This window comes from Endozoicomonas sp. PH6C (genome assembly GCF_059322965.1).
In genome coordinates, this window is record NZ_CP185342.1 from 5,753,963 (window position 1) to 5,777,040 (window position 23,078).

The 23,078-nt window shown below is 50.6% G+C and carries 3 protein-coding genes; all 3 read left to right on the top strand.

Annotation, left to right across the window (positions count from 1 at the left end):
- Nucleotides 1–120 precede the first annotated feature (120 nt).
- The 3 genes from ACOMG9_RS20810 (at nt 121) to ACOMG9_RS20820 (ending at nt 23,012) form a co-directional block, all read left to right on the top strand.
- On the top strand, nt 121–7,779 hold the full coding sequence (locus ACOMG9_RS20810; RefSeq protein WP_494529335.1) for an AAA family ATPase: 7,659 nt from the start codon (nt 121–123) through the stop codon (nt 7,777–7,779).
- Nucleotides 7,780–7,902: 123 nt separating this feature from the next.
- Nucleotides 7,903–15,429 (top strand): AAA family ATPase, encoded by a 7,527-nt coding sequence (locus ACOMG9_RS20815; protein ID WP_494529336.1) that lies wholly within the window; start codon nt 7,903–7,905, stop codon nt 15,427–15,429.
- Between the two features lie 125 nt (nt 15,430–15,554).
- Nucleotides 15,555–23,012: an AAA family ATPase gene (locus ACOMG9_RS20820; RefSeq protein WP_448218294.1), complete on the top strand. Its 7,458-nt coding sequence runs from the start codon at nt 15,555–15,557 to the stop codon at nt 23,010–23,012.
- Nucleotides 23,013–23,078 lie beyond the last annotated feature (66 nt).

Genomic DNA, 23,078 nt, shown 5'->3' on the forward strand with positions numbered 1-23,078 from the left:
TGACAACTACACTTATTGTCCTTTAATGGTTTCGGGTAACCCTCCAAATAGAACTTTTCTCCTGTCTGAAGGTCAAACGATTAAACAACTTCAAGCAGTCCTCCGGGAGAAAGATTGATTATGGATGGTCAGATTGGTAGAGAAATCAACAAACCCGTTCCGGGTAGTGACGTGCCAGCCCAGAGGCCAAGGCTGGATTTGGACTTATCGCCTACGGTTAAAGCTGTTTGCACTGATTTCAGTGACCAACTTAATCTATCGTCATCTCAGGTTATGCCTACTGACAAGGCGAGAACCGTATCCTCAACGGATTCCCTGCGTCAAAAGTCCCCTCATGCCTTCGATTTTCGTTTTGTCGCCAATGATAATGAGGTTCGACAGCTTTTGGTTGCCCAAACCTGCGATGCGCATCGGGATGTCACACTTATTTCCCACCCCGATGACCTCTCACAGGCCAGCCTGGTGAACCGGTTGTGCATTTCCGACGATGGTCGCCACACTCTGGGTTCAGGCAAGTTGTTTGAAGGTTCAAAGCCATTCACCCTGATAATGGATATCCGAAAGCTCACCAGCGATGAGCTGCCTAAATTTAACGATCTTCTGGACCCGGATAACCCTTGTTTATATGACGCAGTCAGCCAGACGAAACGCACTCTGGGCGAGCATGTTTCTCTATTGGTCGTGGCAGGTCCTGAACAGTTGGCATCGGTAGGCCAGCGTGACGACGCACCGGGAGCTGACTTCTGGCGGCGAATTAATCGACCAGACAATACCTGGCAATTTGACGCAAAAACCAGCAATGAGCCATCGATGAAAATCGACGCGGTTCCTCCGGTATTGGCTGAACTCCCTTCTGCCGAGAGCGCTATGGACGACGACAACACCCTTCTAATTGACTGTCACTTACACAGCAACTGGCGGCAGTTGCTGCTGGGTGGCCCCGGTGTGGATCAACAGGGACGAATCCGGCACATCCCCGGCAGGCTTGAGTCATTAAGGGCTGGACAACGGGTGATTCTGAAAGGGGCCGACTGGCAGGATCTGGCCTTTGAACAGACGATTCGGCAAATGCTGGCACAACAATGCTTTGAGAGCAATGGGAAGATCTGTCCATTACCCGACGATGTTCAGTTTTATCAGATGCCGGTAGGGAAGGACGAGCTTCATTCACTGTTCCAAAGTCTGTCCTGCTCTGATCATTCATCAGAAAATCCGATCATCATTAACCAGAGTAACCTCAACGATTGGCTGAGCCCGATTGCCATTACCCCGGCAGGCTATGCCGTGCCTAACACCCGTCTGTTGGAACAGGTTCAGGCGGGTGGGACAGTCACCCTAACCTCTCCCCTCACTGAGGCACTCTGGTTTCGTTTGCTGGGTTCACTGCAGACTATTCGTGAGACAAGCGGCCTGGAGCCGCGACTCCAGGTGGCTCATTCGCAACAGCAACCGGAAGCCCTGGGATTAGCAGAAAACGATGAGGGTCCTCTGTCCGGGAGCCCTCAGTTACAGAAAAAAGTCAGAGATCACAATGCTTTTGAGGCAGTCACATATCGACAACCTGCCCAGGCCAGTCATTGGATCAACCGTCACTGTGGGACAGCTCTGGTCATCCAGATCAATGGACAGACCGGCTTCAGCCAGCTATTTGATAATATCCATATCACCTCGGAGCAAAAGGCCCATTTTGGACAACGTGAGAGTGGCTTGCAGAAAGCATTAACCGCTGGCAGGCCGGTGGTATTCCTGGGACTCGAAAGTAATCCAACCCTTCAGCAGCTGCTGGAACCTCTGTTTGCAGGACAGCCTCTGCTGGTGAATGGCCAATTACAGGCCTACCCGCAGGCTCATATCACCCTGCTCTGGCCTGAGTCTGCCATAAGCCCATCGCCCGTCTTTCGTTCCAAGCTTGCCACGGGTAACCCCTGCCCCGAAGTCGATCTCTGGGATATCAATGCCGACAAGCATAATATCCCCCGGTCCCAGCTGCCAGAGCAAGCGCTTGATAAGCTTTACGAAGCGTTTGAAACCGTGCCAGACAAACTATCTAACCCTCTGCCTGAAATGACCGAAGGGTTGTTGCATAACCTGATACTGGCCGCCCGACGAGCACAGCAGGTTGACCACTCCCTGCAGCTTTTACCCCGCCACTGGCGCAAGGCTATCAATAGCGTTATTACCCATGGCACCCGGCAGAATCCGTCAGTACGTGATTTTATGAAATGGGCTTGCAGGGAGTTACTACCGGATGAGGATCAGGCTGCCACAGCAGACCCGGATCAGTTAGCGGCCATCATCAACAGTACCCGGCAGTTGGATAGAGCGTTTGTGACGCAGAACCTGTGGTCACTGACCAGTGCCTTTGACCCGGCTGCATTTAATGAAACATTTTATCTGTCCTATGAAAAACCATTTTTTATGTGGGATAAAAAAGAAGCGTTCAACAGACTCTGTGCCCTGATCGTGGCCCATGGACCTGAAGCACAGCGACAGGCAATGGCGTACCAGTTGGGAGTCACTCCGGAGGCAACAAGGCAATGTCCAGCGTTAGCCATCAGGCCATCAAGACAGATCAAACGTTTACAGGATGCACTGGCTTCTGGCTGGCAGCTAAACCTTCCATCAGGTCAGACCCGATCCGATGTTATTCAGGCTCTGGCCAGCGATTGTTTCCACATTGCCAGGGGAGAATATGTCACAGAGAATCCCGTCGCAGAACGCATTGAACGCATAGAAAAACGACTGTCTCAATCAATGCAATGGCCGGGTTCCACTGATCAATCCCTGTCAGCAATGGCCCATGATCTTTATCACGGCGAGACAGGTCAGAAGGATCGTGAAAGTCGTCGATTATCCCGACTCCATGACCGTCTTACAGACTCTCCCGTTATCTTCCTTGAAGGGGAAACCGGCACCGGGAAAAGCTACTTTTCCGCCAAAATGGCAAAGGCTTCAGGACAGGCCAGGGTCATTTCCCTTGGACCTTCTGACAGCGAGCAGACCCTGATGAAACGCTGGCAGTGGCAAGAGCACGCTGACGGCGACCGCTCTATGACGCAGCAAAACCGGGCATTGATGGAATGGGCCAATACCGAATCCGACAAGGATGGAGAATATATAACCCTGGTGCTGGATGAGGCTAACCTGGCCAAAGCCGGATTGCTGGCGTCATTGAACGGCTTGTGGGAACCGGAACCCTGCATTTATGTGAATGCTCATCCTGTCAAAGTCAGCGCAAAACACCGGGTAATCCTCACCGGCAACCCTGATCATTACTCCGGACGCCAGCTTGACCAGGCGCTGAAGGAGAAACTGCCCAGAGCTTACTACCCACGTCTGGACCAGGCTTTCCTTCGGGACAGAGTGGTGGAACCGGCGCTGCTCAATCAGTTACAACGGCATCTGACAGGACCTCAAATAAACAAAATTCTACCCGATGCTACCGGGAGCGTGATGGCACTGTGGCAATATTATCAGGAACTGTTGCCCGAGCATGAGTTTACTCCCAGGGATTTAACCGATATCTGCAGTTGGGTGGGCTGGTATCTGGATCGTGCGTTATCCGAAGGAGAGAGTGTTAGCTGTGAGCAAATGAACAGTTTGATCCGGCAAAGTTTCCGGGATCTACTGGGTCCCGAAATCAGCGAGACTCAACAGGATGCCCTTTCGGCACTGGAAATCTGGTTTGCCGCCCGTTACAAACTGGACAACACCCTGCGCGACCGAGTTCATAACCACACCTTGCCAGATATTCAGCGGGACTTCGAAGCATTCACCAAAGAATTCCGACCTGAGTTTGATACCTCCGGATCAGCAGTCATTGAGCTGGTACAAGGGCTGGGACAGGATTTAAGTCGCTGTCAGCAGGCTAATCATCGCGAGATTAAACACGGCGGCCGTCAGGCGACGCTGATTCAGGGCCCGGCCGGGCGGGGTAAGGATGCGACGCTGAATCTGATGATCAACAGTGTCAAACAGCAGGCTGAGAAAAAGGGAGAAACCATGCCAGAGATATTTCTCCTGAATGCCTGTGATTGTTCCTGGGATAAAGTGTGTGAAGCGATCCGGAAAGCAAAAGTCGAAGGCGGCATCGTGGTGATTTCAGAAATGAACCTGATCGACAGCCAGCATCTGGAAGGTGAGTTGAACGATATTCTGGCCGGCGATGCTCATCCGGGCTTCCACCTGTTCGCCACCATCAACCCGCCAGAATACAGCGGGCGAAAACCCTTATCACCGGCGTTGAAAGGGCGTTTTCGACATTTGCCGATCCGCCAGTATAACTCGGCAGAATTGCAGAACATTGCCGGGAAAGTGTTGCCAGAGTCCTCAAAAGGGAAATTCGTCGCTAAAAAGCTAACAGAAAAACATTGTCTCTTAAGGGCCTGCCTGCAACGGAAAAACCTGCCGTTACAGCCGACCAGTCGCGATTTACAGAATGTCGCCATGGCTGTTAAGAGAGGAGGCGATTATACCGAAAAAGCCGTTCATCAATGCCTCAATCAGCACTACCGGCTTTATCTGATGGCCGCCAACCTATCACTGGACAAACTGCCCAAGTCAGCAACGCTTGCCATGGGTAAAAATGAGCTTGATTCCGGACTTTGCCAATGGTTCAACGAAAAGGTCCCCAGGATCGATCGCCCGTGGTTGATACGAGGCAGCGATCGCAACAGTATTGATGAAACAAACCATGAAATTTGTATAAACACTGATCTGTCTGAAAAGGAAGCCAAAAAGGAAATCATTACGAGGGTGGCTCAGGCCAGGTGGCAGGCATCTGGTCTTTCCCTGAAGCCGGATGAGTCGGACGATATTCTCACCCGGGCACTGTACCGACACTGGCAAGGATGCTGGTTCGATCGTCTGTTTGGCCAGACTGGTGTGGACGCTGCCAGCGTATTTCCCCTGACGGCAGAAGAGAAACAAACGCTGAAAATGACAGCTAACCAGCCTTATCTTCAGGCGGCTGATCAGCGGATAAGCGCGTGGAAAGACGATGAAGTTCAATGTTGGCCTGGGTTCTGGCTTCAGATCAGTGATCTGCTGAACCATTTGACAGACGATTTTAGCAACCAGGCATCAGCTGTTGGCGGTGATAAGGCTCCTGCAGAAGACATGCCACAAGTCCACGAGGTACAGGCTCCGGCATTGGGTCAGAGACCGAACCATGAGCCACAGCCTGCAAATAAAGCGCCTGAAAAATGCAATCCGCAAGCCCTTGTAGCTCAGACTCCGACATTGGACCATATCACTGACTATGAGAACCTGGGTGAGTTACGGCATATCGATTATATAATTTTTCGTCAGAATTACCCTTCTATCGAGCTGTATCGATGGTGGGCAGAAGATATTTATGTGTCTCCTGAGGGCGAAGTCGAAGCGATCAGCCTCAATGACAGACACATACAGGGGGCCGAAGTCATCATACCTGCCCTCTTGCCAGAACATGACCAGCCAGCGACATTAGCCAGCAAACAAACGCTGGGGACCTTTGACTGTACACCGAGGAATGGTCGCTATACCTTGCCCAGCCTGAAGCCTGATAACTATATAGTGGCCCTGCGCATAACACCCGAATTGCCATTTACCCTGGTCAGAGACCGATATACCGGGCTTCATACAGTGATTGTTCCGGGGGCCAGAGCCAACCAGAGTATTCGATTTGCTTATGTCGTAGAATCCCGGAAACCAGACAAAAAAACTTCTGCCGAAGAAGTCCGATCAAACACATCAAACCGTCTTGACGCCCGCTGTTCCGCAGGTATGAAGACGGTAATGAAAGGAGTGCTTGAGAACATTAGCCTGCAACCAACCGAAATACAGGAGCCCCTGCTGAGAATAAAAACAGCCAAAGACACGAGGGAACGGATCAGGGCAATCAAGGACTATTGCACAGAGTTTTCCGGCGCTGCTGCACCCGGGCACAATCAAAATTTCTTTCACTTCCTCGTAACCCGGCGGCAGGGGAGCTGTCGTCATCGTGTACCAGTTTTTATTGCTTTTTGTCGTTATTTTGGGATTCCATGCCGACAAATGGTTAACAATGTCCACGCCTTTGCAGAGTATTCCACGGATAGCGGCCAAACCTGGACGTCAGCGGATTTGGGCGGGAGACCTGGCGAAATAACAGAAATTCTGCCCGACTTCCAGCCCATCAAAATTTTCTCTGGTTCTGGCACTGAGTTAAAGAAGAAAAGCAATCTCCTGCAGGGCCTTATGAAGACTGCTGATCTGGCACAACAGCAAACTCTGGCCAAAGCCTGTGGCATAAGTCCTGAAGAACTGGACAAAGCTCTTGAGACAGGCTGTGAATTGCCCGCAGCCCATCTAAGCATTGCCAAAATGGTAGTGAACCTTTGGAACAGAAAAGATTTAACCGGTTTTTCCATGGGCGTCTCAATCCTGGAGTCGCTGGAGACAGAAACATTGAGCAGTGAAGAGAAAAGTCTGGTCAGTCTTGTAGCTGACAGGGATTTGGATATCTACAGTAGACCGATGTCGGAGGCAGTCAAACAAATCTTGTCTGACAGTGATGAAGACCAGGTCACTGAACCACTCAGGATATTGCACTCAAAAATGATTGTTCAGGGCAAAGCGGCCCCCCAGGATTGGTTGTTTTCAATGGTGAAAATTCTGATAGACAGTGACCTGACCAGGCCTCCGGTTATTGACTTTGCCCAAAAGGCTTTGACATCGGGTTGGCTGGATAGTGTGCCGACCTTTTTTAGAAATCATCCACAGTTCCGTGAGCACCATGAGCTATTAGTGCGTCTGCAAGGTATCGATGCAGTGAAGGTTGCAGCCGACCGATGCCTGAAAAAGTTCTATAGGGTATTACTGTCCAGAGAAAAAAATTGCGGGCTATGGCAGCGGGCTTATGAAATCCCCCGGTGGGGAAAAGTCAGGACCTCGCTGGTCTCTCATTGTCATGATGGTTTTTCACGATCTCTGGAAGATCAAATTATCAGCTCGTCTATAAAAAAAGACTGGACGGACGAACCTGAGGGCGTTCCATGTATAGATCGGATGCTGCTGCGCCATCCTGCCTTTGTGAAGTCAATCTCGGGCAAGGCGAATCATCGTCCGGTGATTATCTTGGGGCAGCCTTCCTGGGACGATACACTGTTGAATGAAAAGGTCGAAGCCCTGTCACAACGACTCGCTGAGAACCGTCCAGACCTGAAGCATTTATTGGAAAGACTCAATCAAGTGCAGGCAACAAAAAAGCAACTCCAAAACACTCTTGCAGCGTTGCTAAGAGATCGCAACAAAGTCCCGGGTCGTCTGCGAGATCGAACTCTGGAAGAAGAATATCAGAAAAAAAGGTCTGTTATCCTAAGCAGGTACGAAGCCATTCTGGAACCCCTTAAGCTTTCACTCAGGGAGGATGTTCTTGTGGGAAATTTACAAGACAACTGCAGGAAAGCCATTCTGCAGGCCTTCAGTCATTATCTCTATGGAGTGACACACTCGAAAGGCGGTTGCTTAACCTATTGCTGGGCCGATGCTGGTGTGGAGGGCTGGCAAAAACACAGCTATGGCGCTCATGCCCCATCCTCACCAGAAGAGCTGCATGCCATGATGCTTGAAATAAAGAGCTCTTCCGCGTTTCAGCAATCTGTTAAGGATAACTACTTGCGTCAGGCACACAACGCCAATAATGCACTGGTACTCAAATCCGATGAGATGAGCACCATCGCCGAAGAGTTTTTGCACAGCGTGAATTTGAATTCGCTTTATGACGCATTGAGTGACCAGGTAGTAGCCGGATCGTGATGAGTTTTCGAGACCGGTGATTTCCTTTAATGGTTTCGGGTAGCCCTCCAAATAGAACTTTTCTCCTGTCTGAAGGTCAAACAACAAAACAACTCAAGCAGTCTTCCGGGAGAGAGATTGATTATGGATGGTCAGATTGGTGAAAAAACAGACAGTTCTGCGCTTAAGAGATACGTGCCTGATGGACCTGTGCCAACCAAGCCATCATCGGAGGAAAAGGAAAAGGGCATAGAAATCTGCTACCAAGTGACGTCCAAACTGAAGACATCGCCTTCTTCGGTGGCAATGCCTGACAAAGCGAGAACCGTATCCTCAACGGATTCCTCACTGCAAAAAAATCCTCATGCCTTCGATTTTCGTTTTGTCGCCCATGATGATGAAGTTCGACAGCTTTTAATTGCCCGGACCGGCGATGAACATCAGGATGTCACCCTTATTTCTCACCCCGATGACCTCTCACAGGCTAATCTGGTGACCCGGTTAAGCATTTCCGGCGACGGTCGCCAGACTCTGCGTTCAGGCAAGCTGTTTGAGGCTTCACAGCCATTAACCCTGGTGATGGATATCCGAAAACTCAGCAGCGATGAGCTACCAAAATTTAACGACCTGCTGGACCCGGATAACCCCTGTCTGTATGACAAAGTCAGTCAGCAGAAACGCCCTCTGGGACCTCATGTTTCTCTGCTGGTCCTGGCAGACCCTGTGCAATTGGCATCGGTTGGCCAGCATGACGACGCGCCTGCGGCCGACGCTCCGGGTGCAGACTTCTGGCGGCGAATTAATCGACCGGACAATACCTGGCAGTTTGACGCAAAAACCAGCAATGAGCCGTTGATGGAAACCGACGAGGTTCCTCCGGTATTGGCTGAATTCCCTTCTGCCGAGAGCGCTATAGACGGCAATACCCTTCTAATTGACTGCCACTTTCACAATAACTGGCGACAGTTGCTGCTGGGCGGCCCCGGAGTCGATAAACAGGGACGAATCCAGCACACCCCCGGCAGGCTTGAGTCATTAAGGGCTGGGCAACGGGTAATTCTGAAAGGGGCCGACTGGGAGGACCTGGCCTTTGAACAGACGATCCGACAAATGCTGGCGCAACAGTGTTTTGAGAGCAACGGGAAAGTCTGTCAGTTACCGGACGATGTTCAGTTTTATCAAATGCCGGTGGGGAATGACGAGCTTCATTCACTGTTCCAAAGCCTGTCCTGCTGTTTTGACAAACACGATGAGGAAGGACTTTCCCTCGGCGCACCGCGAAACCCGATCATCATTAACCAGAGCAATATCAGGGAATGGCTGAGCCCGATTGCCATTGCCCCGGAAGGTTATGCCGTCCCTAACAGCTGTCTTTTGGAACAGGTTCGGTCGGGAGGGATCGTCACCGTAACCTCTCCCCTCACTGAGGCTCTTTGGTTCCATTTGCTGGGCTCATTGCAGACTATTCGCGAAACGACCGGCATGAAGCCCGGGCTTCGGGTGGTCGATTCAAGACAACAACCGGAAGCTCTGGGATTGACAAAAAATGATGAGTGCCCTCTGCCCGGGAGCCATCAGCAAGATAAAAAAAGCAGGAATCAGGCCGCTTTTAGTACCGTCACTTACCAGCATCATGCCCAGATAAGTCACTGGATAAAAGATCACCTGGAAGCCCCTTTGATCATTCAGGTTAATGACCAGACCAGCCTCAGCCAGCTATTTGATGAGATCCATATCACCTCGGAACTTAAGGCCCATTTCAGGCGACGCCAGAGTCAATTGCAGGAGGCATTAACGGCTGGCAAGCCGGTTGTAATGCTGGGTCTCGAGGGTAACCCAAGCCTTCAGCAGCTGTTGGAGCCCCTGGTTGTCGGGCAACCTCTGATGGTGAATGGCCAATTACAGGCCTACCCACAGGCTCATGTCACAATACTCTGGCCTGAGTCTGCGAACAGCCCATCTTCAGTATTCGCTTCGATGGTCGCCGCAGCCACCCCTTGTCCTGAGATCGATATCTGGGGTATCAATGTCCTCAGGCATAAAATCTCCCGGACTGAGCTGCCAGAACAAGCACTTAATGAACTTTACGCAGCCTTTAAAACCGTACCTGCTGACCTTTGTAACCCTCTGCCTGAAATGACCGAGGGGTTACTGAATAACCTTATTCTGGCTGCCAGGCGAGCACAGCAGGTTGACCAGTCGCCACAACTCCTGCCCTGCCACTGGCGCAAGGCTATCAATAGCGTCATTACCCACGGCACCCGGCAGCACCCCTCCGTGCGAGATTTTATGAAAGTGGCCTGTTGGCAATTGTTACCGGATAAGACGCCGGATGAGGATCAAGCCGCCTCGGTAGATCCGGATCAATTAAATGACATCATTAGTAGCACCCTGCAGTTGGATAGAACGTTTGTCGAGCAGAACCTGTGGCCTCTGGCGAGAGCCTTTGACCCGGCAGTCTTTAATGGCGACTTACAGCTGTCCTTTGAAAATCCATTTCCGCAATGGTACGAAGAAGGAGTCCCGGACAGTTTCTGTGCCATGCTCCTGGCCCATGCTCCTGAAGAAAAACAACAGGCAATGGCCTATCAGCTGGAAGTTGATCCGAAGGCAACAGAGCCCTGTCAATCGTTAGCCATCAGACCAACCAGACAGATTAAACGTTTACAGGATGCACTGGCCTCTGGCTGGCAGTTGTCCTTGCCGCTGGGGCAGACCCGATCCGATGCCATTCAGGCTCTGGCCAGCGATTGTTTTCACATAGCCAGAACAGCGAATTCCAGGACAGAAGGCATTGAACGTGTAGAACAGCGACTGTCTGAATCACTGAAATGGACCAGCTCCATTGATAAGCCCTTGTCAGCACTGGCCCGGGATCTTTATCACGGCGAGACGAATCAGAAGGATCGTGAAAGTCGTCGATTGTCGCGACTCTATGAACGATTTGCTGACTCTCCCGTTATATTCCTGCAGGGAGAAACCGGCACCGGGAAAAGTTACTTTTCTGCCAAAATGGCCAGGGCTTCAGGACAGGCCAAGGTCATATCCCTTGGACCTTCCGACAGCGAACAGACCCTGATGAAACGCTGGCAGTGGCAACAACACGCCGACGGCGACCGCTCTATGGCGCAGCAAAACCAGGCGTTGATGGAATGGGCCAAGATCGAATCCGACAAAGACGACGAATACATAACACTGGTGTTGGATGAGGCCAACCTGGCCAAAACCGGATTACTGGCATCATTGAACGGCTTATGGGAACCGGAACCCTGTATTTATGTGAATGGTCATCCTGTCAAGGTCGGCCCGAAACACCGGGTGATTCTCACCGGCAACCCGGATCATTACGCCGGGCGCCAAATGGACCCGGCCCTGAAAGAGAAACTGCCAGGGGCATACTACCCTCGCTTAGACCAGGCTTTCCTTCGGGACAGAGTAGTGGAACCAGCTTTGCTCAATCAGTTACAACGGCATCTGCCTGAAACTGAAATAAACGACATTGCACACAGTGCCACCCAGAGTGTGATGGCACTGTGGCAATATTATCAGGAACTGTTACCAGAACATGAGTTTACCCCCAGAGATTTAACGGATATCTGCAGCTGGGTCGGTTGGTATCTGGATCGTGCGCTGCCCAGCGTTGACCCTGTTACCTGTGAGCAAATAAACAGTTTGATACTGCAGAGCTTTCGGGATCTTCTGGGTCCGGAAATCGCCGAGACTTATCAGGATAACTTGCTGGCACTGGAAATCTGGTTTACTGCCCGATACCAACCGGACAACATGCTGAGCGACAAAGTTCGTACACAGAACCTCAGGGATATACAGCAGCCCTTCATGCAACTCACCGAAAAAAAACGACCTGAGTTTGATACCTCCGGATCGGCAGTCAGTGAACTGGTGCAACAGCTTGGGCAGGATTTAAGTCGCTGTCAGCAGGCTTATCACCTTGACAGGAAACACGGTGGACGACAGGCAACACTGATTGAAGGCCCGGCTGGGCGGGGTAAGGATGCCACGCTGAATCTGATGATTGAAAGTGTCAGACAGCAGGCAAAGCAACGGCAAGAATCCATGCCGGAGGTCTTTTACCTGAATGCCTGTGATTGTTCCTGGGACAAAGTGTGTGAAGCGATCCAGAAGGCAAAAGTCGATGGCGGCATCGTAGTCATTTCAGAAATGAATCTGATCGACAGCCAGCATCTGGAAGGTGAGTTAAACGATATTCTGGCCGGTGACGCCCATCCGGGTTTCCACCTGTTCGCCACCATCAACCCGCCTGAGTACAGCGGCCGAAAACCGCTATCGCCGGCGCTGAAAGGACGTTTTAGACATTTGCCCATCCGGCAGTACAACCCGACCGAATTGCAAACCATTGCCGAGAAAGTGTTGCCGCAAACTGAGCAGGGGAAAAGCGTGGCTAAAGAGCTGACCCGGCAACATTGTCGATTAAGAGCTTGTCTGCAAAAGAAAAACCTGCCGTTGCAGCCCACCAGCCTTGATTTACAGAATGTGGCAAAGGCCGTTAACAGCGGCGGTGATTTCACCGAAAAAGCACTTCATCAATGCCTCAATCAGCACTATCGGCTTTACCTGATGGCCGCCAGAAGAACGCTGGAACAACTGCCCGAGTCATCGGCTTTTGCCATGGCCAGAAGAGAGCCCGATGTTGAACTTTGCGATTGGTTCAACCGAACGATACCGGGCATTAATCGCCCGTGGTTGATACGACGCAGTGATCGCAATGGTATGGATGAAAAAAACCATGAAATTTTCTTTAACGCTCTTCAGAGCGATGAGGAAACCAAAGCGGAAATCATCGACAGAGTGGCCCTGGCCAGGTGGCAGGCGTCCGGTCTTTCTGTGAAGCCGGATGAGTGGGATGATGTGCTCACCAGTGCGCTGTATCGACACTGGCAACAATGCTGGTTTTCTTCTGAATTTGCCCAGACGGGCGTGAACGCTGATCGTGTATTTCCCCTGACGGAAGAACAGCAACAAACGCTGAAATTACCGGCTAACCAGATTTACCTCAGGGAGGCTGATCGCCGGATAAGTGCATGGAACGCCAATGCGGTTCAACTGTGGCCTGCATTTTGGCATCAGCTGAGTGATCTGCCGAGCCATCTGGTTGACCATTATGTTGACCAGGCGCGGGCTGCAAAAATCGACGAAGAACAGGCTCCGGCATTGGCTCAGAGCACGAGCCATGAGCCACAACCTGTTAACGAAGCCCTGACGACTGGCGATGATAACACTCCTGAAAAATACAATCCGGAAGACCACGAGGAAGAAGCTCTGGCATTGGACCGGAGAACAAGCTACGGGAAACGGGGTAAGTCACAGACTGACAATCATATAATTTTTAACAGGCCGGGCCTTTCTTCCGGTATGTATCGGTGGTGGGCAAAGGATATTTTTGTGTCTGCCAAGGGCGATATCAAATGGATCGATATTAATGATCAACACCTGCAGGGGGCCGAAGTCCTGATTCCGGAAGTCTTGCCAGAACCTGACCAGGAAGTGACATTAACCAGAGATCAAACGCTGGCAACCTTTGAATGGTCATCGGAAAATGGTCGATATGAATTGCCCAGCCTGACGCCTGACGACTATATCGTAGCCCTGCGCATAACACCCGAATTGCCATTTACCCTGGTCAGGGACCGATATACCGGGCTTCACACACTGACAGTTGCAGAGGCCGAAGCCAACCAGATTATTAAATTTGCTTATGTCGTAGAACCCAGGGAGCCCGGCGAAAAAATAGCTGCTGAAGAAGCCCGATCGGAACAATCAAAACGTTTTGACGCCCACTGCTGCGAAGGTATGAAAACAGTGCTGGAAGAACTGTTTGAGGCCATTGAGGACCAGTCAGCGGAATTAAAGCGGCTTCTGCAGACCGTGGAAAAAGCTGAAAACATCAGGCAACAAACCGAGGCAATCAAGGACTATTGCCAACAGTTTTCCGGTGATTCTATACCCAAGTGCGGTGAAAATTTGTTTCGATTCCTGGTAACACAGCGGCAAGGCAGTTGTCGTCATCGTACGCCTGTTTTTGTCGCTCTTTGTCGTTATTTTGAGATTCCATGCCGACAGATTATTAACCGCGATCACGCCTTTGCAGAGTGTTCTCTGGATGGAGGCCAAACCTGGGAGTTCGTGGATTTGGGCGGGGAGCCTGTCGAGGCAACAGAAATCCTGCCTGACTTCCAGCCCATCCATTGGGCCAGTGGTTGTGGCACTGAGTCAAGGAGGATCAAGAATCTCCTGAAAGGGGCTGATTCGGCACAACAGCAGGCTCTGGCTGAAGCCTGTGGTATCAGCCTTGAGGAGCTGAACAAAGCTCTTGAAACAGGCAGTGCATTGCCAGTAACCGATGATCTGAGTCAAGCCAAAATAGTAAGGAACCTTTGGGAGAAAAAAGATTTAACCGGTTTTGCATCGGGTGTTTCACTATTAGAGTCGCTAGAGGCAGAAGCACTGGGCCCTGACGAGCAGGCATTGGTCGGTGATGTGCGTTACGGCCCTGGGTATACCTATAAACCGCTGTCGGAAGCAGTACAGCAAATTTTGTCCGACAGTGACGAAGATCAGGTCACAGATCTACTCAGGTCATTGTATTCAAAAATGATTGTTCAGAACGGAGCCAGCCCCCACCAGTGGATGAAATCAATAGTGGATATATTGGCAAAGAGTGATGAGGAAACCCCTTCGTTTATTCGCCTTGCCGATGAAGCACTGAAATCGGGTTGGCTGAATCCACTGCCGGACGATGAAAACCCTGTTACGATGACCAGAGAACATCATAATCTGTTGCTGACTCTGGAAAGAATCGATGAACTCAAGGTCAGAGCCGCCCATTGCCTGAAAATGTGGTACAGGAAATTATTGCCCAGAGGAAAGAGTAGCCAGGTATGGCCGCCGGTCTATGAAAGCTTCCAAAAGCAAAAAAATAACGCCTTCTTCATCACTCATTGTCATGATGGGAGTTCGTCACTCCTTGAAAAGAAAATTCTCGATCCATCTATGCAGATCGTCTGGACGGAGGTACCTGAGGGCATTCCGAATATAGAACGAATGTTGGTACATGATCCTGCGTTTGAGCAGTTAAAGTCGGGCAAGGTGAACCGCCGTCCGGTGATTATCTTGGGGAAACCTAACTGGGGCGACGGAGACATGTGTGAAAAGTATGAAGCCCTGTTTCAAAAAGTCAGCAACAGCCCTCGCATGAAGCAGTTCTTCGAAGATGGGAGGATAAATAACTTTTTTGCGACAGATACGCAATATAGCCTGAAAGATAAATGTCGGGAAGCGGTTGAGCAGGCCTTCTGTCATTATCTCTGTGACTTGACACTCTCGGAGGCTGGTCATCTAACGTATTGCTGGGGTAATGCACTCATCAACAGGTCGTATGATCCGGGCAGCTGCTATGGCTCTCGTGACCCATCCTCAGCCAAAGAGCTGTATGCCATGATGGATCGAATTGGAAGCTCTTTCGATTTTCAGTGTTTTGTTAAGGTTGACTACTTAAAGCAGGTTCAAAACGCCAGCACCGCCCTGGTGCTCAAACCCCATGAGCTGACAAAAATTGCCAAGGAGTTTTTGCACAGCGTGAATTTGAATTCGCTTTGTGACGCAGTGATGGACCAGGTAGTAGCCGGATCGTGATGAGTTATTCGAGACCAGTGATTTCCCTTTAATGGTTTCGGGTAACCCTCCAATAGAACTTTTCTCCTGTCTGAAGGTCAAACGATTAACCAACTTCAAGCAGTCCTCCGGGAGAGAGATTGATTATGCATGGTCAGATAGGTGAAAAAACAGACAGTCCTGTTCTTGAGAGATACGTGCCTGATGGACGTGTGCCAGCCAAGCAACCATCAGAGGAAAAGGAAAAGGGCATAGAAATCTGCTACCAGGTGACGTCCAAACTGAAGACATCGCCCTCTTCGGTGGCAATGCCTGACAAAGTGAGAACCGTATCCTCAGCCGATTCCTCACTGCAAAAAAAACCTCACGCCTTCGATTTTCGTTTTGTCGCCAGTGATGATGAGGTTCGACAGCTTTTGGTTGCCCGAACCTGCGATGAACATCAGGATGTCACCCTCATTTCTCATCCCGATGACCTCTCACAGGCTAATCTGGTGACCCGGTTGAGCATTTCCGGGGAGGGTCGCCATACTTTGCGTTCAGGTAAGCTCTTTGAAGGTTCAGAGCCATTAACCCTGTTGATAGATATCCGAAAACTCAGCAGCGAGGATTTGCCCAAATTTAACGATCTGCTGGACCCGGATAATCCCTGTCTGTACGACAAAGTCAACCAGCAGAAACGCCCTCTGGGTGAGCATGTTTCTGTGCTGGTTGTGGCAGACCCTAAACAGTTGGCATCGGTTGGCAAGCGTGACGAAGCTTCGCCGGTCGGCGCACCAGGCGCTGACTTTTGGCGGCGCATTAATCGGCCAGGTAATACCTGGCAGTTCGAAGCTCGAATCAGCAATCACCCGTCGATGACTGTCAACAAGGTTCCTCCGGTTTTGGCTGAACTCCCCTCCAGCGAAAGCACCATAAACGACAAAAGTGTTTTAATTAACTGTCACTTGCACAGTCACTGGCGACAGTTACTGATGGGCGGTCCCGGAGTCGATAAACAGGGGCGAATCCAGCATATACCCGGCAGGCTTGAGTCTTTGAAAGCCGGACAACGAGTCATTCTGAAAGGAGCCGACTGGCAGGACCTGACTTTTGAGCAGACGATTCGACAGCTGTTGGCGCAACAGTGCTTTGAAAGCAATGACAAGGTCTGTCCGTTACCCGACGATGTTCAGTTTTATCAAATGCCGGTTGACAATGACGAGCTTTATTCACTGTTTCAAAGCCTCTCCTGCTCTGATAATGCACCAGGAAACCCAATCATTATTAACCAGAGTAATATCAGCGAATGGCTGAGCCCTACTGCCATTGCCCCGGAAGGCTATGCAACAACCAACACCTGTCTGTTGGAACAGGTTCAGGCGGGAGGTGTCGTCACCGTAACCTCTCCCCTCACTGAGGCACTCTGGTTTCGTTTGCTCGGTTCACTGCAGACGATTCGCGAGACAACCGGCCTGCAACCCAAACTTCAGGTGGCTCATTCTAAACAGCAGCCGGAAGCTCTGGGGTTGAATGAACACGACGAATGCCTTTTGTCCAGGCTACAAAATACAATCAGAGATACTGTCGCCGTTAATACCGCCACTTACCAGCAAAATGCCCAGGCAAATCACTGGATCAATCATCAGCCGGAAGCCCCTCTGGTCATTCAGGTCAATGAACAGACCGGCTTCAACCAGCTATTTGATAATATCCATATCGCCTCGGAACAAAAGGCCCATTTTGGACGAAGTCAAAGTAAGTTGCAGAAGGCATTGACTGCGGGTAAGCCTGTTGTGCTTCTGGGACTGGAGACTAATCCAGCGCTTCAGCAGCTTCTGGAACCCCTGATGGTTGGGCAACCTCTGTTGGTGAATGGTCAATTACAGGCCTACCCACAAGCTCGTGTCACACTCCTCTGTCCTGAGTCTTTGAAAAGCTCATCTTCAGTATTTAATTCGCTGGTTTCCACGGGTAAGCCCTGTCCTGAAGTCGATCTTTGGGATATCAATGCCGACAGGCATGATATCTCCCGGACTGAATTGCCAGAACAAGCAATTTGCTCACTTTACGAAGCCTTTAAAACCGTACCTGGCGACCTTTGTAATCCTCTGCCTGAAATGACCGAAGGGTTATTGAATAACCTGATACTGGCTGCCCGGCGAGCACGGCAGACCGACCAGTCCCCACAGCTCCTGCCCTGCCACTGGCGCAAGGCTATCAACAGCGTTATCACCCACGGCACCCGGCAGAATCCGTCAGTGCGTGATTTTATGAAAGTGGCTTGCTGGTACTTGTTACCGGACAAGGATCAAGCCGCCTCGGTAGACCCGGATCGGTTAAATGGCATCATCAACAGTGCCCTGCGGCTGGATAGAGAGTTTGTGGAGCAGAACCCCTGGCAACTGGCCCGGGCCTTTGACCCGGCGGTGTTTAATGGCGACTTACAACTGTCCTATGACAATCCATTTCCAGAATGGGATGGACAAGGAGTCCCGGACAGTTTCTGCGCCATGATCCTGGCCCATGCTCCTGAAGAAAAACAACAGGCAATGGCGAATCAGTTGGCAGTCGATCCAGCGGCAGCAGAACAATATCAATCCTTAGTCGTCAGGCCATCAAGACAGATCAAACGTCTGCAAGACGCACTGGCCTCTGGCTGGCTGTTGTCTTTGCCACTGGGGCAGACCCGATCCGATGCCATTCACGCTCTGGTCTGCGACTGCTTACACATTGCCAGGGGAGAATATGTCACAGAAAATCCTGACGCAGAACGCATTGAACGCATAGAAAATCGACTGTCTGATTCGCTACGGAGGGGTTCTGCTTATAGGCCATTGTCAGCACTGGCCCAGGATCTTTATCACGGCAAGATGAGTCAAGAGGATCGTGAAAGCCGTCGATTATCCCGGCTCCATGACCGGCTTAAAGACTCTCCCGTTCTATTCCTTGAGGGAGAAACCGGCACCGGGAAAAGTTACTTTTCCGCCAAAATGGCAAGGGCTTCAGGACGGGCTGCGGTCATTTCTCTTGGACCTTCTGACAGCGAACAGACCCTGATGAAACGCTGGCAGTGGCAACAACACGCCGACGGCGACCGCTCGATGGTGCAGCAAAACCGGGCATTGATGGAATGGGCCAAGACTCCGTCCGACAAGGATGGACACTATGTCACTCTGGTTCTGGATGAAGCCAACCTGGCCAAAGCCGGATTGCTGGCATCATTGAACGGCCTCTGGGAACCGCAACCCTGCATTTACGTCAATGGCCATCCTGTCAGGGTCGGCCCGAAACACCGGGTGATTCTTACCGGCAACCCGGATCATTACTCCGGGCGCCAAATGGACCCGGCCCTGAAAGAGAAACTGCCCAGAGTTTACTACCCTCGCCTGGATCAGGCATTCCTTCGGGACAGAGTGGTGGAACCGGCTCTGTTCAGGCATCTACAAGAGCATCTGCCGGAGCATCAAATAAACGACTTTGCAGACAGTGCCAGCAACAGTGTGATGGCACTCTGGCAATATTATCAGGAGCTGTTGCCAGAGCATGAGTTTACCCCCAGGGATTTAACGGATATCTGCAGTTGGGTGGGCTGGTATCTGGATCATGCCCTGCCCGCTCGCGGCACTGTGACCTGTGAGCAAATAAACAGTTTGATCCAACAAAGTTTTCGGGATGTACTGGGGCCTGAAATCACCGAGACTCAGCAGGATGCCCTGTCAGCACTGGAAATCTGGTTTGCTGCCCGTTACAAATCAGAGAACACCCTGAGCGACAGAGTTCGTAACAAGACCCTGTCAGATATTCAGCAGACCTTCAGCACAGTCAGCGAAAAAATCCGACCAGACTTTGATACCTCCGGATCGGCAGTCTGTGAGCTGGTGCAACGACTTGGACAGGATTTAAACCGCTGTCAGCAGGCTTATCATTTCATCAGGAAACACGGCGGTCGTCAGGCAACACTGATTGAAGGCCCGGCGGGACGAGGTAAAGATGCCACGCTGAACCTGGTGATTGAAGCTATTAAAAAGCAGGCTGAGCAACAGGATGAATACATGCCGGAAGTCTATCTTCTGAATGCCTGTGATTGTTCCTGGGACAAACTGTGTGAAAAGATCCAAAAGGCAAAAGTCGATGGCGGCATCGTGGTGATTTCAGAAATGAATCTGATCGACAGCCAGCACCTGGAAGGTGAGTTAAACGATATTCTGGCCGGTGACGCCCATCCGGGTTTCCACCTGTTTGCCACCATCAACCCACCTGAGTACAGTGGGCGAAAACCCTTATCACCAGCGCTGAAAGGACGTTTTCGGCATTTGCCCATCCGGCAGTATAACCCGGCAGAATTACAGACCATTGCCGAAAAGCTGTTGCCAGAGTCCCCGGAATGGACATTCGTCGCTAAAAAGCTAACAGAAAAACATTGTCTTTTAAGGGCTTACCTGCAGCGCAAAAAACTGCCATTGCAACCCACCAGCCGTGATTTACAGAATGTCGCCAGGGCTGTCTTCAGAGGCGGCGATTTTACTGACAGAGCACTTCATCAATGCCTCCATCAACACTACCGGCTTTACCTGATGGCTGCCAACCTATCGCTGGATGAACTGCCCGAATCTTCGGCTCTTGCCCTTGATAAAGGTGAACTTGATTCCGGCCTGTGCGAATGGTTCAACCGGACAGTACCGGACGTTGATCGTCCATGGCTGATTCGACGCAGTGATCACAACAGTGTTGATGAAAAAAACCACGAAATTTGTTTCAACACTCTTTTGAATGAAGAGGACGCCAAAAAGGAAATCATCAAGAGGGTAGCTCAGGCAAAATGGCAGGCATCCGGTCTATCCCTGAAGCCGGATGAGTCCGACAATACGCTCATCCGGGCACTATACCGACACTGGCAGCAACGCTGGTTTGATCGCCAGTTTGGCTGGGCAGGCGCAGACGGCAATAGTGTTTTTCCCATGACGGAAGAACAGAAACAAACGCTGAGACTATCGGCTTGCCAGCCTTACCTTCAGGAGGCTGATCGGCAGATAAGTGCATGGAACGCTCGTGACCTTCAAGGGTGGTCTGCATTTTGGAACCAGCTAAGTGATCTGACGAATCATCTGGTAGACAATTTTATTAACGATGCATCACAAGACATACCACAAGTCCATGACCAACAGGCTCCGGCATTGGCTCAGGGAACCGACCAAGAGCCACAACCTCTAAACCGGGCGTTGACTATTGACGGTGATAAGGCTCCTGAAAAATACCTCCCGGAAGACCACGAGGAACAGGCTCCGGCATTAGACCGGAAAACGAACTATAAGGCTCTGCAAAAGCCACAAATTTACCGCTATATAATTTTTGATTTACCGAACCATTTTCCCGGGATTTATCGATGGTGGGCAAAGGATATTTATGTATCTGCTGAGGGTGAAATCAAAAGTATCAATATCAGTCATCAGTTCATACAGGGGGCCGAAGTTCTCATACCTGCCCGGTTGCCAGAACAGGATCAGGAACTGATATTAGCCAGCGATCAAACCCTGGCAACCCTGGACATCTCATCCGACAATGGTCAATTTGCATTGCCCAGCCTGACAGTTAACGACTATATCGTGGCCCTGCGAACAGAACCCCGTTTGCCATTCACCCTGATCAGGGATCGATATACCGGGCTTCACACACTCTCTGCTCCAGAGGCCAAAGCCAACCAGAGTATCCGATTTGCTTATGTTGTAGAACACAGAAAAGCGGACCAGAAAACACCTGCCGGAGCAGCCCGCCGCGAACGATCAACAGGTTTTGACAGCCACTGTTCAGAAGGTATGAAAACAGTACTCAGGGAACTGCTTGAGAACATTGAGCAACAACTACCCGAAATACAAATGCCTTTGCAGAGAATAAAAAGCGCTGAAAACACGAGACAACGCATTGATGCAATCGGGGACTATTGCCGAGAGTTTTCCGGTGCTGCTATGCCAGAGCAAAATGGCAATTTTTTGCACTTCCTCATAACACAGCGGCAAGGCAGCTGTCGTCATCGTGTGCCTGTTTTTATCGCTTTTTGTCGTTATTTTGGTATTCCATGTCGGCAAATATCTAACCGTACCCATGCCTTTGCAGAGTGTTCTGTGGATGGTGGTCAAACCTGGGAGCCAGTGGATTTGGGCGGGTCGCCTGTCGAGGCAACAAAAACCCTGTCTTTCTTCCAGCCCAACAGAAGGGTCAGCGGTTCTGGTTCTGAGTCGAAGAAGATCGGTGATCTCCTGAAAGAGGCTGACTCAGCACAACGGCAAGCTTTGGCTGAGGCCATGGGTATGGGCCTTGAGGAATTGAACAACGTCCTTGAGACAGGCAGTGCACTGCCAGCAACGAACCTGAACACTTACAACACGGTATTGAATCTCTGGGCGAGAGGAGATTTAACCGGTTTTGTCATGGGTGTCTCAATATTACTGGAGACAGAAACATTGGGCTATTTTGAGATGAAATTGATCGGCGAATTGGATGACAGTAAAGGTCGTCACAGGCCAATGTCCAAGGCGGTCAAACAGATATTGTCCAAAAGTGATGAAAATCAGGTCACTGAACAACTCAGGTTACTGCACTCAAAAATGATAAATCAGGCTGGGGCCGACCCTGAAGACTGGTTGAATTCAATAACACGTATATTGAAAGAGAGTAACCTGGACAACCCTTCGGTTATTCACTTTGCCTATGAAGCCCTGAAATCGGGATGGCTGGATCCACTGCCGGACTGCAAGAGCCTTGTTAAGGGAGCCATTGAACATCATCAGCTTTTGGTGCGTCTGGAAGGCGTCGATGAGCTAAAGGCCAGAGCCGCCCAGTGTCTGAAAATGTGGTACCGGGGATTATTGTCCAGGGGAAAAAATAGCCTGGAATGGGAACGCAGTTATAAACGCTTCCAACGGGAACATGGTGATACCTTGTTCGTCACTCATTGTCATGAAGGGTTTTCGCCACTGCTTGAAGAAAAAATGACCAGCTCATCCATAAAGACCGTCTGGACGGACGAACCTCAGGGCACTCCGAATATAGAAAAAATGTTGCTGCACCATCCTGCATTTGTGAAGTTAAACTCGGGCAAGGCAAACCACCGTCCGGTGATTATCGTGGGGCAACCTCACTGGTACGGCTCTGTGCTCTATGAAAAGATCGAAGCTCTGATTCAAACAGCCGTTGAGAATAGCCTGAACTCGAAGCAACTGTCGCAAATAAACGAACTAGCCCACCTTGGGATATCTCCTGAGGATGCAGGCTTTTTGAGTGATTCAAACGAGAGATGCTTGCATGCGTTAATACAGGCCTTCAGTCTTTATCTTTACGGAGTGACACGCTCGAAAGGCGATTGTTTAACCTATTGTTGGGGCGGTGATGCCAACAGGCCGGAATATGGCGCTCATGACCCATCCTCACCAGAAGAGCTGTATGCCATGATGGCTTCTGTTTTCAGCTCTTATTCTTTTGAGAACTCTGTTAAGGATGACTACCTACGGCAGGCACTCAACACCAGTAATGCTCTGATACTCAAACCCAATGAGCTGACAGAAATTGCTGATGAATTTTTGAGCAATATGAATTTAAATTCGTTTTATGAGTCATTAAGAATGTGATCATAGATGACTTCCTTCAATGGCATAACTATCCAAATGAACTTCTCTTCAATCCGAAGGTCAAAT